Origin of the sequence: Acetivibrio straminisolvens JCM 21531 (assembly GCF_000521465.1) — a bacterium.
In the GTDB taxonomy this organism is placed as follows: Bacteria; Bacillota; Clostridia; order Acetivibrionales; family Acetivibrionaceae; genus Hungateiclostridium; species Hungateiclostridium straminisolvens.
On record NZ_BAVR01000034.1, the window covers coordinates 23,913 to 40,857 of the forward strand.

Here is a 16,945-nt window from a genome sequence, read left to right on the forward strand (position 1 = left end):
ACCTATATTATATTAATAAGATTTGATATCAGGGTTACATAGAATAGTTATGGATAGTATTTGATAATTATAAAAGGTGATAAAAAGTGAAGAAGGTAACAGTATCAATACTTGTATTTGTTTTTTTAATTGCATCGGCAAGTTGTATTTTTGCTTTTTATGATGTGCCCGTCAAATACAATGATAATCCGGATTTATCCGGAAAAGTTGTTGGCTCATTGAAGAATGATTTTTTGTGCAGATTTCGTGCTGAAGCAGCAGAGGAAAAATTCGAAAAAATGTTTCCCGGTAAAAATGCACCGGCGTATAATGTGACTAGTTCGCAAATTAAAGTGAACAGGGTATTGTATGGCGATATTGATACAGATTCAATTGAGCTTCACCAGTTTGGTTCGGCCGGAAATGATGATGGTGAAACGAAAGTTAGAAAAGGCCGGAAAATGATATTTATTTTACGTAAACACCCGGACAAAGAAAACGTATATTCGTCTGTGGATTTTGAGGATGGTTTGTTTGAAGTCGATAATGACAACAAGCTTTTATCCCTTTCGGATAATATGCTAACAGCAAAATATGACGGGCTGGATGCTAAAATACTTGAAAAAGATATTAATAAAGTGCTGAAAAAGAGAAAAAAATAATTGATTTTTTAAGTTAAAAACTAACTCATTATTATATGCAATGAATATCATGGCAAGGCCGGACTTCCGTGATATTCATTGTTTTTTTAGGGAAATTTGAGCAAAGCGATATATTCAAATATTGTACAATATTGTCCAAAAGTACCTTGATAATAGCGTGATTTTAATTTAAAATAAATAGGAGACTTTGATAAATTAGTAACAATGATTTAAAAAACACTTAAATATTTCAAATAGAAGGAGAAGATAAGTTATGAGCAAAATTAAAATGAAAGTTCCTCTGGTCGAGATGGACGGAGACGAAATGACCCGAATTATATGGAAAATGATAAAAGAACATCTTTTGGAGCCATACATAGAGCTCAATACAGAGTACTACGATTTGGGACTTGAATACAGGGACAAGACTGAGGATCAGGTTACAATTGATGCTGCCAAAGCTATTCAGAAATACGGCGTGGGCGTTAAATGTGCTACTATTACTCCCAATGCTCAGAGGGTTGAGGAATACAACTTAAAAAAGATGTGGAAGAGTCCGAACGGTACAATCAGGGCAATTCTTGACGGTACTGTTTTCCGTTCGCCGATAGTTGTAGACAGCATAAAGCCTTTTGTCAAGGGATGGAAGAAGCCCATTTCCATCGCAAGACATGCTTACGGTGACGTATATAAGAATGTGGAATATTATGTGCCGGCAGCAGGAAAGGCTGAACTTGTATTTACATCTGAAAACGGAGAGGTTTCAAAGCAGACCATTCATGAGTTTGACGGCCCCGGTGTGATAATGGGTATGCACAACACCGACAAATCCATTAGGAGCTTTGCAAGAGCTTGCTTTAATTATGCCCTTGACATGAACCAGGATCTCTGGTTTTCAACCAAGGACACTATTTCCAAGACATATGACCACAGATTTAAAGATATATTCCAGGAAATCTATGATACCGAATACAAGGAAAAATTTGAGGCTAAAAATTTAGAGTATTTCTACACATTGATAGACGATGTGGTTGCTCGTATTATAAGGTCGGAAGGCGGCATGGTTTGGGCTTGCAAGAACTATGACGGTGATGTAATGTCCGATATGGTGGCTTCTGCCTTCGGAAGTCTTGCAATGATGACATCCGTATTGGTTTCACCTGACGGAAAGTATGAGTTTGAAGCAGCTCATGGAACCGTTACAAGACACTATTACAAGCATCTTAAGGGAGAAGAGACATCCACCAACTCAATGGCAACCATATTTGCATGGACAGGCGCATTAAAGAAACGTGGAGAACTGGATGGTATAAAAGAGCTTGTTGATTTTGCAACTAAGCTGGAAAAAGCATCCATTCAAACGATAGAAAACGGTGTAATGACAAAGGATCTTGCTTCCCTGTCTGAAGTTGCAGATAAGAAAATAGTTAATACTGAGGATTTCTTAAAAGAAATAAGGAAGACTTTTGAAGGTATGGCATAATAATATTGTATATTATTTGGTTTGTTAACCCGGTACGGTATAATTAAAGCCATACCGGGTTATTTTATTGCACCATATATAATAATGGATATACTTTTGTATATGTGGGGTACCGGTTTATGAGAAACATAAAAATGACAGTACAATATGATGGAAGCAGATATTTGGGATGGCAAAGACTTGGAGACTCCGACAAAACTATTCAGGGAAAAATAGAGATGGTTCTAAGTGCAATGACAGGGGAGAATATAGAAGTCATTGGTTCGGGAAGAACCGATGCAGGAGTGCATGCCATAAAGCAGGTGGCCAATTTCCGCACCCAAAGCAGAATGCCTTTGGAAGCCATGCTCGATTACTGTTACAGATATCTTCCCGAAGACATTCTGATTCCGGATATGCAGGAAGTGGACGAAAGATTTCACTCGAGATATAATGCAAAGGCGAAAAAGTATCTTTATAGGATATGGAATGACAAGTTTCACAATCCGTTTTACAGGAAATACACCTGTCATATACCCGATTGTTTGGATATTGATTTGATGAGAGCTGCTGCCCGATATCTTGTGGGAGAGCACGATTATACAAGCTTTACGTCTTTAAAAAGCAAAAAGAAGTCCAAGGTTAAAAAGGTTTATTCGATAGACATAGAGATGAAGGACAAGATGATTGATATATTGTTTTATGGAAATGGATTCCTGTATAATATGGTTAGAATTATGACGGGAACACTAATAGAAGTTGGTCTTGGAAAAATAAGCCTGATTCCGTGGAAAGTATACTAAGGGGCAAAGATAGAAGTCTTGCCGGATATACAGCACCATCAAACGGGCTTTTCCTATATGATGTCGAATATTGAGAATTTTGTAATAGAACAACTTTTGTTTTATCTTGAAGGGGGATAATAATGCAAGATCCTGTGTACACAATTCTAATTGTGGATGACAACGAGAATAATTTGTTTTCTTTGAGGGCTCTTATCGAAGAACACATAAATGCAAATGTAATAGAAGCAGATTCGGGAGAAGAGGCATTAAAAATTCTATTTAAGGAGAGAGTAGATCTCATTATACTTGATATTCAAATGGAGGGGATGGATGGCTTTGAGCTGGCTTCGATAATAAAGAAAAGAAGAATGACAAGTAGTATACCCATAGTCTTTTTAACAGCCTCCTATATTGGTGATGAGTTTCAAAGAAGGGGTTTCGAAATTGGTGCTGTCGATTATCTCACAAAACCTATTGACGAATATCAGCTTATTAACAGAATTAATGTCTACCTGAAACTGATAGAAAAAGAGAGAACAATGAATGTGATTCTTGAAAAAGGGTAAGGGAGCAGACAGAGGAGCTTAGAGCTGCAAAGGAGGCAGCGGAAGCGGCAAACGAAGCAAAAAGTATTTTTCTTGCTAATATATCCCATGAGCTTAGGACTCCTCTTAACATACTATACAGCACAACTCAAATAATTAATTCATATTTGAATGATGACCAAGCGCTCGACAGAGAAAAAATTCGCAGTAAGATTGCCATGCAGCAGCAAAATTGCTATCGATTGCTAAGACTTGTCAACAATCTGATTGACATTACCAAAATAGATTCGGGATATTTTGAACTGCAATTGTCCCGTTATAATATAGTTGAGATAGTTGAAAACATTACTCTATTGGTTGTAGAATATGCAAGAAACAAAGGTGTATCTCTGATATTTGACACCGATGTGGAAGAAAAGTTTGCTTTCTGCGATCAGAGCGCAATGGAGCGAATAATATTAAATCTTTTGTCTAATGCGATAAAGTTTACACCTCGGGGGGGAACTATAAAGGTTGAGGTGAAGGACTGCGGCAAGACTGCTCAAATAAGCGTAAAAGATACCGGTATAGGCATCACAGAGGACAAGCTTGAAGTGATTTTTGAAAGGTTCAAGCAGGTGGATAATCTTTTGACCAGAAAAAATGAAGGAAGCGGTATAGGTTTGAGTCTTGTTAAGTCCTTGGTAGAATTGCATGGCGGAAGCATTAAGGTAAAGAGCGAGTACAATAAGGGAAGCGAGTTTATTGTTGAGATTCCTGCGGGCTTAAAGGATTCGGACGCTCAACAGGCAGATGTTCCGGATAGAAAAGAAGAATGTGAAAAGATGCATCATAATGTACATATAGAATTTTCCGACATTTACTATTAAGGCTTATATCGACAAGCACTGAACGAATTTTGGGGGAGGTATTGCTAATGAAACTGCTGAGGAATATGAGAATTCAGCACAGAATGTGGGGATTGTTTGCAGTTTGGCTGATACTGTTTATTGTTTTTGCAGTGGTTGCTTTTAGGAATGTAAGTGAAATTGGACAAGTCTCCGAAGATATCTATACCCAATCTTTGAGAACATCAAATGCCGCTAGAGAAGCAAAGGTCGCAATAATGAAAATACACAGGGGAATAAGAGAGCTTTTGCTGCTTAATAATGTTGAGAATGTTTATTATGAATCGGATAAAATCAAGGAATTGGATAATCAGGTTTTGGAAAACTTTGAGATAATAGAGTCCAATTCCGGCAATAACGGAGAAATAAAGCAGCTGATAAGCGAAGCAGCGGAAATATTTGACGAGTGGAGAAAGAGTCGAGCAGATATTGTGGTCTTGATACAAGAGAATAAGCACCTTGATGAGATAACTGAACTCACTGCTAAAAACAATGAATTTGTCGAGGAATTGGAAAAACGTTTGGATAATCTGGACAAGATTGAAGAGAATGAGGCCCTGAGCCTTATTAACCGATCTGCAAAAATACAGGCATACCATAAAAACAGTATATTCTATTGGACCGGGATAATAGTGTTTATTTCGGTTGTTCTTTTTACCATTGTAATAAGGAGCATAATATGGCCTATTTCATATTTGCAGCATGTAATGCAAACCAGTGCAAACACCAGGGAGCTTATTGAAGCAGACCTTACCGGAAAAAATGAACTGGTTAATATGGCCAATTACTACAATAAGCTTGTAAGAAATCTAAAAGAGCAATTCTGGATAAAGGACAGCTGTAGTTCGCTTAATGAGAAACTTGCCGGAAAATTCGATCTTACTGAGATTACAGATAAAGCAGTAACTTTTCTGGCAAGCATTATGGATGCCGGAAACGGGGTGCTTTATCTTTATAATGATGAGGATAAGAAGCTGTATTTGAATTCATCCTATGCTTTTACCGAAAGAGATCGGTTGTCAAATCAGTATGAACTGGGAGAAGGAATCATAGGTCAGGTGGCCCTTGAGAGAAAACCGATTCTTTTGAAAAATGTAAAAAGGCATGAAGCACTGATTACTACAGGCACTGTGAGTGAGGCACCTCTTAATATTTATGCCATGCCGCTGTTATATCAGGGGCACCTTTACGGAGTTTTGGAACTGTCTTCTTTTGAGCCTTTTGTAGAGCTAAAACAGGAATTGATGAATGAGGCTGCCAGGATTATATCTACATATCTATATACTGCAGTACAGAATAACAGGATTGTAAACCTTTTAAAAATTACCGAGGCTGCAAAACAGGAGGCGGGAAGGAAAGCGAGTGAGCTGGAAGAAGCGAACAGAGTTTTGGAAGAACAGCAAATCCTTCTTCAAAAACAAACTGAAGAACTTCAACAAACCAATATCCAGCTTGAAGACCAGCAGCAGAAGCTTCAGCAGCAAAGTGAGGAATTGCAGCAGACAAATTCCCAGCTTGAAGAACAGCAGCAACTTCTCGAGGAGCAGGCTAGGCTGCTGAATGTCAAGAACGAGGATCTTGAAAAGACAACCCGGGAGCTTAGATTAAGAACTGAAGAATTGGAAAAGGTCAATAAGTACAGAACTGAATTTTTGACTAATATGTCCCATGAACTCAGGACGCCGCTGAACTCAATTATTCTCCTTTCCAAAATGCTTGGAAGAAAGAAAATAAGTGAGATTAACGAAAAGGATATGGAAAAGGTGGAAGTAATAAATAAAGCGGGCCAGGAGCTTTTGAGACTGATTAATGATGTTCTGGATTTGTCAAAAGTTGAATCGGGTAAAATGAATTTGAATATTTTTACTTTCCATTCCAGTGAATTAATGGAGGACTTAAGACAGATGTTTGAAGGTTCGGCAAAAGAAAAAAATATTTCTTTTGTTGTGGAGGATTCAATAAATTCAATGTTGGTTGGAGACAGGGATAAAATTTCCCAGATATTAAGAAACTTTCTCTCCAACTCCTTTAAATTTACCGCAGAGGGTTCTATAATTTTAAAAGCGGCAGTGGATAAGGATGGAGAAGGTGGTGCCGTATTCTCGGTAACCGATACCGGAATTGGTATTTCCGAAGAACACCTTTCTGTAATATTCCAGGAGTTTAAGCAGGTGGACGGAACGATATCAAGAAAGTATGGAGGAACAGGACTTGGATTGTCCATATCAAAGAAGCTGGCATCCCTTATGAATGGCGAAATAGAAGTCAGCAGCAAGGTTGGAGAGGGAAGCACATTCTCTCTTAAACTGCCTGGTCTTATCAAAAAAATCAATGTAAGGTATGCTGCGGGATTAAAACAAGACATGGATAAAAAGGCTTTAAACACACCGAAAAACGGCAAGACTATACTGGTTATTGAAGATAATGCGGATTTTGCAAAGTACATAAGAGAGATAAATGACAGCATGGGATTTGACACTATTATGGCAGGAAACGGAAAGGAAGGCTTGGAGATAGCGAAAAATACAAATGTGGATGGAATTCTGCTGGATATTATCCTTCCCGACATGTGTGGAGTCGAAGTGCTCAGAGAGATTAAGAGCACAGTAGAGCTAAGAAAAATTCCTGTACATGTAATTTCTGCCCTTGAAGAAGATGATGTTTTGAAAATTATGGCGTTCTTATTAAATTATTCTGCCAAAAATCCCAGACAAATTCTGGTTGTAGGGGGAGATACAGTTTGGCAGAATACCATAAAGAAACTCTTTGAAGATAAGAGTATAGCAGTAAAAGTGGTATCTACAGAGAACCAGGCAAAATTTGAGCTTAAAAAGAATGTATACGATGCTGTGATTTTGAATGTGGAATTAAAAGATAGGGACGGGATAAATATCTGCAAGTATATAGACGAGCAAAATATGGATATTCCGCTGATTGTTTATACTCAAAAGGACTTTTCGCGAGAACAACAGGAAGAAATAAGAAAGTATGCAGACAGAATAATTATCAAGACAGCAAATTCAGAGAAAAGGCTTCAAGATGAGCTGACTAATTTTCTTATGAGGATTAAGGAAAATGTGGACAGCAATTGCTATCTGTTTTCGAAAATGAAGAGGGAGTATGCACTAAGTCTAAAGGAAAAAACCATTATGATTGTTGACGATGACCACAGAAATGTTTTTGTCTTGGCATCGGCTCTTGAAGATTATGGAGCCACTATCATTGCTGCAGAAAACGGAAAGGTAGCCCTTGAATTGCTGGGGTCTCATAAAGTGGATTTAATACTGATGGATATTATGATGCCGGTGATGGACGGCTATGAGACTATCAGAGCTATAAGGAAAGACGAAAAACTTAAAGATATTCCCATTATCGCAGTTACAGCGAAATCTCTTAAGGCTGACAGGGAAAAGTGTATTGAAGCCGGAGCGGATGACTATATTTCAAAGCCGGTGGATTATGACGTGCTGATACGTCTTATAAAAGCTTGGATAGCTAAAGAGAATTAGGCAATCATTCTATCTTCTTAATTTAATTTCTATTTGGGTTGGGGTGCAGTTGTTTGTATATTCATAGAGCTAGAAACGGACACATAATGCATATTTCAGTTATGGGCGAATTGGATTCGAAAGCTGAAACGGACAGACTGTTGGAGTGTATTAATGAAAACCGGGGTTATGAGATTCATATTACTTTTTTAGATGCGAATATTGTCACACGGGAAATTGTTGAAAAAATTATAAAGTTGCAGGAACGCAATAAATGCAAGGTATTTGTGCTTAAAGCATACCTGTATTCATATTTTCTGTCTCTGGGGATAAAGTGTTTTTTTGTAAAGAAAAAGTCCATATTAAATAAAGATTGGGAGAGCAATGAAAAAATAAGCTGTGAGACTTTTGAACCGGAAAAAGTGGAAGAGTTCCTTCGGGATATTTACGATAAGTATGGCTTTGACTTTACAGAGTATCGGAAGGATAGTATAATAAGACGAATAAAAATATCAATGCTAAGATATTGTATAACTTGTTTTGAGGAATTCAGAGAGCTGGCTCTTTCCGATCAGGATGTATTTGAACAGCTTTTTTGGATTTCTCCATAAATACTACGAATTTTTTCAGGGATCCTGAAGTTTTTACATTCCTAAAGGACAGGGTATTGCTTTGCTTAGATTCCTATTCCCATATTAAGATATGGAGTGTAGGTTGCTCCAACGGAAAAGAGCCTTATTCCCTGGCAATAATTTTAAAAGAATTAGGTATGCTTCACAAGGTGCAGATCTATGCCACTGATATAAATCCTTATGTAATTGAGGAGCAAAGAACGGCCTGTATTCTATTGGTACAATAGATGCCGATATTGCCAATTACAAAAATGCAGGAGGTTCGAAAAACTTTACCGACTATTTTGACATTGCCAAAAACTATATAAAGGTTAAGGACGAGTTTAAAGAGAATATTTTGTTTTTTCAGCACAGTGTAATTGAAAAAGGTATACTGAATGAATTCCAGTTGATTCTTTGCCGGAACGTAATGATTTATTTTGACATTCCTTTGCAGAGAAAAGTGCTTCGGCATTTTTACAACTCTCTGGATGCCGGGGGATTTTTGGTAACGGGTAAGAGTGAAGGTTTGCTTTTAAATGACGGATATGAGTATTTTGTTGATTATAATGAGAGATATAGTATTTATAGAAGAAAGAATTAATTAAATTGTGAAAGCTCATATAATGGAAAAGGTTGAGTTTAATGTGTGAATGTAAAAAGGAAATAAAGATATCGGTAAGGAATCTGGTTGAGTTTGTGCTAAGGAACGGTGATATTGACAGTTCCTTTACCGGAAGCAGCAGAGCCGCTGAAGGCACAAGACTTCATAAAAAAATACAGAAGGCCCAGGGTAATGAATATAGTTCGGAAGTGTTTTTAAAGACTACTGTTGAGTTTGACGATTTTTTTCTCACGGTTGAAGGCCGGGCAGATGGTGTAATAAATGAGGATGGCTGTTTTACAATTGACGAGATAAAAACAACAACAGCGCCTTTAGAATTAATTGATGAGTTCTACAATTCCCTGCACTGGGCGCAGGCCAAATGCTATGCATATATCCTTGCAGCAAACGAAAACTTGGACAAGATAAAAGTAAGGCTTACCTATTGCCATTTGGAAACAGAAGAAACAAAATATCTTGTTAATGAGTTCGATATGGCACAGCTTAGCCGGTTTTTTAATGAATTGGTTGAGGAATATTATGTATGGGCAAGGTTGGCGTTTGATTGGCAGGTAAAGAGGGATTGCTCGATTAAGGCTCTTGAATTTCCTTTTGAAAAATATAGAAAGGGTCAAAGAAAACTTGCGGTAGCTGTTTACAAGACCATTACAGAGGGTAAAAAACTTTATGTAAAGGCACCTACGGGTATCGGAAAGACAATTTCAACTTTGTTTCCGGCGGTTAAGGCCATGGGGGAGGGACATACGTCAAAAATCTTTTACCTTACGGCAAAGACCGTTACAGGGGGTGTTGCCAAAGAGGCTTTTGCCAAAATGCGAGAAAAGGGACTTTTATTTAAAACAGTGTCCCTTACTGCAAAGGAAAAAATATGCTTCATGGAGAAAGCTGTTTGCAAACCGGAGAAATGCGAGTATGCCAAGGGGCATTTTGACAGAGTAAATGAGGCGATAATGGATATACTGACCAATGAAAATGAAATCAAAAGGGAGGTCATAGAGCAGTATGCAATGACCCACAAAGTTTGCCCTTTTGAGTTTGCATTGGATCTTACCCTTTGGCCGATGCAATAATTTGCGACTACAATTATGTGTTTGACCCGAAGGTATACTTAAAAAGGTTTTTCTCCGATACGGGCGGTGACTACGTTTTTCTGGTGGATGAGGCACACAACCTTGTGGACAGGGCAAGAGAAATGTTTTCGGCACAGCTTTCAAAAAAGAGCTTTCTTATGCTAAAGAAAGCAATGAAAGACGAAAGTCCCAAAATATCCAAGACGCTGCAAAAACTTAACTCGTTTATGCTGAACATGAAAAAGCTTTGCGGTGATAACGATTATTTTGTGAGTAAAGAAGAGCAAAGTGATATATACCTGATTTTAAGAAAACTCATTGGCGAATGTGAAGAATACTTGGTGGATAGTGCTAAAAAGGGAGCTGAAAATGAAGATCTCCTTCAGCTTTATTATGATGCCCTTATGTATATTAAGATATCCGAGTTTTATGACGACAGGTACGTTACCTTTGTGGAGAAATCCGATAATGATGTTAAAATAAAGCTTTTTTGCATTGACCCTTCCCATCTATTAAGTGAAGCATTAAAAAGAGGTAAGGCTGCGGTTTTCTTTTCAGCACTCTGCTGCCTTTGGACTATTTCAAGGAAGTTTTGGGAGGCGGGCCGGATGACTATACTATGTATTTGGATTCACCTTTTGATGTGAATAACAGATGTCTCATGATAGCCGACAGGATATCCACCCGTTATCAGGACAGAGATAAAAGCTGCAATGAGGTGGTCGAGTGCATAAAATCCACTGTCCAAGCCAAAAAGGGAAATTACATTGCTTTTTTCCGTCTTATCAATATATGAACATGGTTTATGAGTTGATTGAAAAGGAATGCAGTGATATTAAGCTTTATACCCAGTCGGCTTCCATGACGGAAAAGGAAAGGGAGGATTTTCTCGAGCTTTTTAAAGTTGATCCTCAGGAAACTGTGCTGGGTTTTTGCGTATTGGGTGGGGTTTTTTCCGAAGGAATTGACCTAAGAGACGACAGGCTGATAGGTGCAATTATAGTAGGCGTAGGTCTTCCTCAAATATGCAATGAAAGGGATATCATAAGGGAGTATTTCCGGAATAAAAACCGGCTTGGCTTTGAATACTCTTATATGTATCCCGGAATGAACAAGGTTATGCAAGCAGCGGGAAGGGTTATAAGATCGGAAAATGACAAGGGAGTCATACTTTTAATTGATAACAGGTTTACAAGCCCCGGTTATCTTGCACTTTTTCCGAGGGATTGGTTTCCCTATATCAGAGTTGGCGGGAATAATATATCGGAGAATATAAAGAAGTTTTGGAACGGACATGGGGCTTGAAATAGAAGATTTTATTGTTATAATCAAAATAAATAAGTTGGTATAATGATTTTCGGAGGAGATTTGATATGGAAGAAGTAAAAATTGGGTTTCTTGGTTTCGGAAATGTTGGAACCGGTGCTTATAAAATTATTCGCGATAATGGAAATGATATTTTTCTAAGTGAAGGAGTACGGCTGAAAGTTGCAAAAATCCTTGTAAGGGATATTAATAAGAAAAGAGATGTGGAAGTTGAGGATTCAATTCTGACGGATAAATTTGAGGAAATCGTCAATGATCCTGAAATCTCCATTGTTGCCGAGTTCATGGGGGGTGTGGAGCCTGCAAAGGATTATGTTATGTCCTGCCTTATAAATAAGAAGACTGTCGTTACTGCAAACAAAGAGCTTATTGCAAAGCATGGTTTGGAGCTTCAAGCGGTTGCAAAAGAAAATGGAGTGGGTCTTTATTATGAAGCAAGCGTAGCAGGAGGTATTCCGGTTATCAAGATCCTTGCAGAGTCGCTTCAGGCAAACAAGATTGGCGAAATTATGGGTATAATTAACGGTACCACAAACTATATACTTACAAAGATGTCCGAAGAGGGCAGAGATTTCAGTGATGTACTTGCAGAGGCACAAAGATTGGGATATGCAGAACCGGATCCGACTGCAGACATAGAAGGTTATGATGCGATGTACAAAATTTCCATATTGTCTTCCATGGCATTTCATAAGAAGGTGGATGTTGACAAGATTTACAGGGAAGGTATTACTAAAATTACCATAGAAGATATCGAATACGGCAGGGAGCTGGGATTTGCAATCCGTCTTCTTGCTATTGCCAAAAAGCGCAACAATACCATTGAAGTAAGAGTGCATCCCACATTTATTCCCGTTGATCATCCTTTGGCTGCTGTGAGGCATTCCTTTAATGCGGTGTTCCTTAAAGGGGATGCAGTAGGAAATATAATGCTGTACGGAAGAGGAGCCGGAGACCTTCCTACCGGAAGTGCAATTGTATCGGATATAATTACTGCATGTCATCAGAAGGATAAGCACAGGTATATCAGTTTTTACAATAATGAAGAAGGCTCTGCGAGAAGATAAAATTCAGCGATGATTGGGAAAGTGAATTCTTTGTCAGACTTACGGTAAAGGACAAGCCCGGTGTTCTTGCCAAAATTGCCGGATGCTTTGGCAAATATGGAGTAAGCATAGCATCTGTAATCCAGAAAGATAAGGGAAAAGATGCGGTTCCGCTGATATTTGTAACTCACTTAGCCGGGGAGCTTTCTATGAGAAAGGCTATATCCGATATTGCAGAGGTAGAGGATGTGTTAATGGTTGAGAATATCATACCGGTAGAGAGTGAATAAAGTCTAGAATAGAGAAAGTATCCCTTGGGGCGAGGGATACTTCTAGAAGTGGTAAAATGAACTGTAGGTTTTGAATCTACAGTTGTTAGCATATGAAAATTTTAATGACATCACTAAGTTATATCTTAGGTGCCCTTTTCATTAATACTAATTCGAAAATTTTTCTATTTTTATTGTCGTAAAAAAAAAATTAAAAATTTCTGCTTTTTTTATAAAACTTGTACTTTTTATTGCTATCAATCTAATTATTTAACTTTTGACGGAACTGGTTGCTGTCAATAATCGGTTCATGGCAGACAAAGTTTTCGCAGACATAAGCCGTTGGTTTGCCTTCAATTGCAGTGTAATTATCTATAAACGGCACCAGTTCTTTTAAATCCTTATGCTGTTCCGAGTATAAAATAGATGTTGTAAAAGGCCTAAAATCTTCGATGATAATGCTTAGCATGTTTTGGGTGTCTTTGAGATTGTCTCCGACCAGAACAACTTCTTTTGTTTTGGATTGTGAAAAAAGCATTGCTGTCAGGAAAAAAGCATATCCTCTCGGCATGCTGCCAACTTTGCTTCCGAAAAGGGTAAACATCTGATTCGCTTTTTCTTCGAGGTCTTGTTGTCCTGTCAAACGGGCAAGTCTTAGAAAGTTTAAAACTGCGACCGAATTACCGGACGGAGTGGCTCCGTCATATATTTCCTTCGGTCTGGCAATAAGCTGCTCACTGTCATTGCCGTATAAGAAAAGCCCGCCCTTTTCATTATCCCAGAAGTACTTAATGAGGTCATTATTAAGCTTAATGGCTTTTTTGAGATACTGTGGCCTGTAAGTTGTCTCGTAAAGCTCAACAAGACCCCATATTAAGAATGCATAGTCGTCAACATATGCAGGCAGCGCAGCTTCCCCGTCTCTGTAGCGTGCCAGAAGCCTTCCGTCGGGCCTTGTAAGCTTAGAAAATATGAATTCGACAGCTTTCTCAGCGGTAAGGGTATATTTTTCAATACCCAGAACTCTTCCTCCAATTGCCAGGGCAGCTATCATAAGACCGTTCCAGCAGTCAAGATTTTATCATCTTTGTGAGGATGCACTCTTTTTTCTCTGTGGTCAAAGAGCTTTTTTCTGCACAATTCGACAAAATCTTTGTCTTCGCCGTGTATTGTGCTGTTTATTAGGTTTGGGATGTTGAGACCTTCAAAATTTCCTTCCTCTGTAATGTTGAAATATTTGCAGAACTTTTCTCCGTCAGTATCTCCCAGTACTTCTTTTATCTCATCTGCAGACCAGATGTAGAATTTTCCTTCTTCACCCTCCGAATCTGCGTCTTCGGCGCTATAGAATCCACCTTCCGGTGAGGTCATATCCCTTAGCACATAAGCAAAAATTTCTTTTGCAATATCGGAGTATTTTTTGCTTTTTGTTGCCTGATAGGTTTCAAGATACGCTATTGCCAGCAATGCATTATCGTACAGCATTTTTTCAAAATGCGGTACCAACCATTCTCTATCTGTGGAATAACGGCTGAAGCCAAAACCTATATGGTCATATATTCCGCCTTTGTACATGGAGTCAAGGGTTTTTTCCACCATCGTAAGGGCGTATTCCTCTTTAGTCTTGTGCCAGTATCTAAGGAGAAAATATAGGTTGTGGGGTGTAGGGAACTTGGGTGTACCTCCAAATCCGCCGTAAATGTTGTCAAAGTCATATTTGAATTGTGAAAAAGCATCTTCAAATATGTCTTCTGTAATTTCATCAATGGAGTTGAAGTAATCTTCATTGTCCGTTGATTCGCTGATTACACTGACTACCTGGGAACTGTATTTGTTGAGGGAATCTTTTTCATTTACCCAGGAGTCGTGCACGCTCTTGAGGATGGATATAAGCCCGGGCATTCCCATGCGGTCTTTCTTTGGGAAGTATGTTCCGGCAAAGAAAGGCTTTTTGTCGGGAGTCATAATGATTGTCAGAGGCCAGCCACCATGTCCCGTCAGTGCCTGACAAGCGGTCATGTATATGTTGTCTATATCCGGGCGTTCTTCTCTGTCCACTTTTATGGAAACAAAGTTTTTGTTTAGAATTTCGGAAACCTCTTCATCTTCAAAAGATTCCCTCTCCATTACGTGGCACCAATGACAAGTCGATTAATTACAGCAATCTACGAATAGCCAATAGACAGGAAGATAGGCTTATCTTCTGACTTAGCCTTTTCAAAGGCTTCATCACTCCATGGAACCAGTTTACAGGGTTATAGGCATGTTGTAACAAGTATGGGGATTTCTCATGGATTAGTCTATTGGCTTGTTCATTAGTTGGCATATGGCATCACCTTCCTTTCGTGATTAAATTTTAATTTAATTAATGATAGTATGTGCAATATTAAAAAAATAAAGATTGTTGAGTATGCTTCTTTGTATCTTCTTCAAAATAAAGATATGAAAAAAGAGAAGGCAGAATAGAATAATACAAAGATAAGTGCAAGAAGAGAGCGGAAGTGGGTTGTTGGGTCTCGTTTTATTTTTAGCATATAATTTTCTAATTGAAACTTTTGATTTGGGTTTTATATAATAAATTTGATGTTCTTTGGTATTTTATTCTATAAAAGGTGGGTTACAAGTGAAAAAAGTATTCAAACAGATTATTTTATGTATATTTCCTCTATTTATAGTGGGAATGCATTATTTTACAGAAAACAATTTTTTTGAAGAGAATAGGCCTCTTTATATAGTTGGATTTGGATTGTTAATATATACATTTTTTAACTATTATTATAGTGAAAATAGCAAAAGGGAACATTTTATTCGTAAAGTGTACTTCATTTATACATATTTTTTTATAATATTTATTTACCCAAAAGTCTTATATAATAATGATTCATATAATTTATGGGCTAATAATGGGGGAATTTTAAATTTTAATACCACAGCATCAGTATGTATTATAATTGCGATAATTTCTTTCTTAATATACCTTTTTATAATATCAGATTTTCATATTTCAGAGGTTTCTCTTGGTAATGCCTTTGGTAATGCTAAAGTATCAATGTTAAAAGAAAAGTATACTGAAGAAATTAATAATCAATTTGAAAATACTAATCAATTAATAGAAAAAATTAGAATTGAAGGAAAACTTCTTGAAGGGATGAGAGAATACTGTGAAAAAGTAGTATACAAATTTGAACAAGATAAAATATTTAGTATTTTTTCAGAGTATCAGATTTTATTAACTGAATACTTTAAAGAACAAGAAGAAAATATTAAAGTTACCGTTCTGAGAGAATTAAATGAAGCAGAACTAAAAGAGGAATTTCATTTAAAAAGTGGAGAAATTAATATTTTGAAATATAAGTTAGAAAATGATGAAATATGCTCAATAGAATCAAATAATAGTTATTACTTATTTATACCTTTTTATTACGTATTTGAAGAATTTTTTAATGACGAAAAACCAGTTTATATAGTCCTTGAATCCCAAATACCTATTATATGTGAAGTGGAAAGCATCATTATCAATAATCTTTTGTTAAAGTTCTGTGACGATGCTATGTATTTGATAGTATAGTAAACTTATGGTATAATTATATTATCAAGGAGTGATGGCTATGGATAATATAAGTTTTGAAGAAGTTAAGAGAACAATAAATGGCTGCAAGAGTAAGGTTCCTTCTAAACCGAGGCCCAAGAAAGTTTCGAGCGATTTAAAAAAATCTGATAGAATATATAAATCACAACAGCAAGCGAGAAAGACTTTAGAAATGACCTATTAAATTGATATATCATGAATTAAATAAATCACGGAAAATGGGCAGAATAAAATATATCTGCTCATTTTTTGTGTACAGAGAGCAGCATCCTGAATATATATAATTGGTGCTTTATTTAAAGGAGTTTGACACTTGGCATGAAAGAAATAACTATTGAAGAACTTCAAAGAGCGGTTATTCTGGCTAAAGAAAAAAGAATTATGAAGCCAAGACCTATTAAAATCCCAAAAAAACTTAAGTATGACCGGATTACTATAACTAAAAGAAGGCTTTGGAAAGAGTTTGGGCTTTGGATTGATTAACTATAAAATGCAAGTCGTTTTTCGAAGGCTTCGTTATATAATGCTCCCCATTGTCAAGACAATTTTTTTAGCTTTTCTAAGTTAGATCCTCCCTTCCTTAAATTTAAATATTTTATATTATTTTACAAAGGTTAGTATG

The 16,945-nt window shown here is 37.2% G+C and carries 14 protein-coding genes and 3 pseudogenes; 14 read left to right on the plus strand and 3 right to left on the minus strand.

The features are described 5' to 3' along the window. Nucleotides 1–86: 86 nt before the first annotated feature. From JCM21531_RS10080 to JCM21531_RS10115, 11 genes and pseudogenes are all read left to right on the plus strand, one after another. Complete coding sequence (locus JCM21531_RS10080; protein WP_038289482.1) at nucleotides 87–641, plus strand: hypothetical protein; 555 nt, start codon at nucleotides 87–89, stop codon at nucleotides 639–641. Between the two features lie 253 nt (nucleotides 642–894). Then, entirely contained in the window at nucleotides 895–2,103 is a 1,209-nt protein-coding gene (locus tag JCM21531_RS10085) for an NADP-dependent isocitrate dehydrogenase (RefSeq protein ID WP_038289485.1), read from the plus strand. A gap of 119 nt (nucleotides 2,104–2,222) precedes the next feature. Then, nucleotides 2,223–2,959 (plus strand): annotated as a pseudogene (truA, locus tag JCM21531_RS10090) (tRNA pseudouridine(38-40) synthase TruA). A gap of 48 nt (nucleotides 2,960–3,007) precedes the next feature. Next, nucleotides 3,008–3,433 (plus strand): response regulator, encoded by a 426-nt coding sequence (locus JCM21531_RS21705; protein WP_243467520.1) that lies wholly within the window; start codon nucleotides 3,008–3,010, stop codon nucleotides 3,431–3,433. Between the two features lie 110 nt (nucleotides 3,434–3,543). Then, complete coding sequence (locus JCM21531_RS21710; protein ID WP_243467525.1) at nucleotides 3,544–4,281, plus strand: sensor histidine kinase; 738 nt, start codon at nucleotides 3,544–3,546, stop codon at nucleotides 4,279–4,281. Nucleotides 4,282–4,328: 47 nt separating this feature from the next. Continuing rightward, a complete protein-coding gene (locus JCM21531_RS10100; protein WP_038289488.1) occupies nucleotides 4,329–7,808 on the plus strand; it encodes a response regulator in 3,480 nt (1,159 codons plus the stop codon). Between the two features lie 53 nt (nucleotides 7,809–7,861). Then, the gene (locus JCM21531_RS21715; protein ID WP_243467521.1) at nucleotides 7,862–8,398 is read left to right on the plus strand and encodes a protein-glutamate O-methyltransferase CheR; all 537 of its coding nucleotides are present in this window, start codon (nucleotides 7,862–7,864) and stop codon (nucleotides 8,396–8,398) included. After that, on the plus strand, nucleotides 8,383–8,646 hold the full coding sequence (locus tag JCM21531_RS23765; RefSeq protein ID WP_279379032.1) for a CheR family methyltransferase: 264 nt from the start codon (nucleotides 8,383–8,385) through the stop codon (nucleotides 8,644–8,646). Before JCM21531_RS21715 ends, JCM21531_RS23765 begins: the two co-directional genes overlap by 16 nt. Nucleotides 8,647–8,753: 107 nt before the next feature. Further along, a complete protein-coding gene (locus JCM21531_RS23770) occupies nucleotides 8,754–9,002 on the plus strand; it encodes a CheR family methyltransferase (RefSeq protein ID WP_279379033.1) in 249 nt (82 codons plus the stop codon). Nucleotides 9,003–9,043: 41 nt separating this feature from the next. Next, nucleotides 9,044–11,398, plus strand: a pseudogene (locus JCM21531_RS10110) (ATP-dependent DNA helicase). Between the two features lie 68 nt (nucleotides 11,399–11,466). Continuing rightward, nucleotides 11,467–12,755: pseudogene (locus JCM21531_RS10115) on the plus strand (homoserine dehydrogenase). A gap of 241 nt (nucleotides 12,756–12,996) precedes the next feature. Here the strand turns inward: JCM21531_RS10115 and JCM21531_RS24455 are convergent. Genes JCM21531_RS24455 through JCM21531_RS24465 form a run of 3 tightly spaced genes read right to left on the minus strand, consistent with a single transcriptional unit; the run spans nucleotide 12,997 to nucleotide 15,060 of the window. Then, on the minus strand, nucleotides 12,997–13,788 hold the full coding sequence (locus JCM21531_RS24455; protein ID WP_243467522.1) for a YyaL domain-containing protein: 792 nt from the start codon (nucleotides 13,786–13,788) through the stop codon (nucleotides 12,997–12,999). Beyond that, entirely contained in the window at nucleotides 13,785–14,861 is a 1,077-nt protein-coding gene (locus JCM21531_RS24460; RefSeq protein WP_369347616.1) for a thioredoxin domain-containing protein, read from the minus strand. Before JCM21531_RS24460 ends, JCM21531_RS24455 begins: the two co-directional genes overlap by 4 nt. A gap of 28 nt (nucleotides 14,862–14,889) precedes the next feature. Then, nucleotides 14,890–15,060: a DUF255 domain-containing protein gene (locus JCM21531_RS24465; protein WP_369347617.1), complete on the minus strand. Its 171-nt coding sequence runs from the start codon at nucleotides 15,058–15,060 to the stop codon at nucleotides 14,890–14,892. A gap of 297 nt (nucleotides 15,061–15,357) precedes the next feature. On the opposite strand from JCM21531_RS24465, the gene JCM21531_RS21735 reads away from it, so the two are divergent. From JCM21531_RS21735 to JCM21531_RS18930, 3 genes are all read left to right on the plus strand, one after another. After that, nucleotides 15,358–16,302 (plus strand): hypothetical protein, encoded by a 945-nt coding sequence (locus JCM21531_RS21735; protein WP_243467523.1) that lies wholly within the window; start codon nucleotides 15,358–15,360, stop codon nucleotides 16,300–16,302. 40 nt (nucleotides 16,303–16,342) lie between these two features. Continuing rightward, nucleotides 16,343–16,507 (plus strand): hypothetical protein, encoded by a 165-nt coding sequence (locus JCM21531_RS18925; RefSeq protein WP_157833665.1) that lies wholly within the window; start codon nucleotides 16,343–16,345, stop codon nucleotides 16,505–16,507. Nucleotides 16,508–16,641: 134 nt separating this feature from the next. After that, nucleotides 16,642–16,806, plus strand: a complete 165-nt coding sequence (locus JCM21531_RS18930) for a hypothetical protein (protein WP_157833666.1) — start codon at nucleotides 16,642–16,644, stop codon at nucleotides 16,804–16,806. Nucleotides 16,807–16,945 lie beyond the last annotated feature (139 nt).

Bases quoted from the DNA above. Each gene is read 5' to 3' on its own strand.
- JCM21531_RS10085 (WP_038289485.1), top strand. From the start codon at position 895: ATGAGCAAAATTAAAATGAAAGTTCCTCTGGTCGAGATGGACGGAGAC.
- JCM21531_RS21705 (WP_243467520.1), top strand. From the start codon at position 3,008: ATGCAAGATCCTGTGTACACAATTCTAATTGTGGATGACAACGAGAAT.
- JCM21531_RS10100 (WP_038289488.1), top strand. From the start codon at position 4,329: ATGAAACTGCTGAGGAATATGAGAATTCAGCACAGAATGTGGGGATTG.
- JCM21531_RS24455 (WP_243467522.1), bottom strand. From the start codon at position 13,788: ATGATAGCTGCCCTGGCAATTGGAGGAAGAGTTCTGGGTATTGAAAAA.
- JCM21531_RS24460 (WP_369347616.1), bottom strand. From the start codon at position 14,861: ATGGAGAGGGAATCTTTTGAAGATGAAGAGGTTTCCGAAATTCTAAAC.
- JCM21531_RS24465 (WP_369347617.1), bottom strand. From the start codon at position 15,060: ATGCCAACTAATGAACAAGCCAATAGACTAATCCATGAGAAATCCCCA.
- JCM21531_RS18925 (WP_157833665.1), top strand. From the start codon at position 16,343: ATGGATAATATAAGTTTTGAAGAAGTTAAGAGAACAATAAATGGCTGC.
- JCM21531_RS18930 (WP_157833666.1), top strand. From the start codon at position 16,642: ATGAAAGAAATAACTATTGAAGAACTTCAAAGAGCGGTTATTCTGGCT.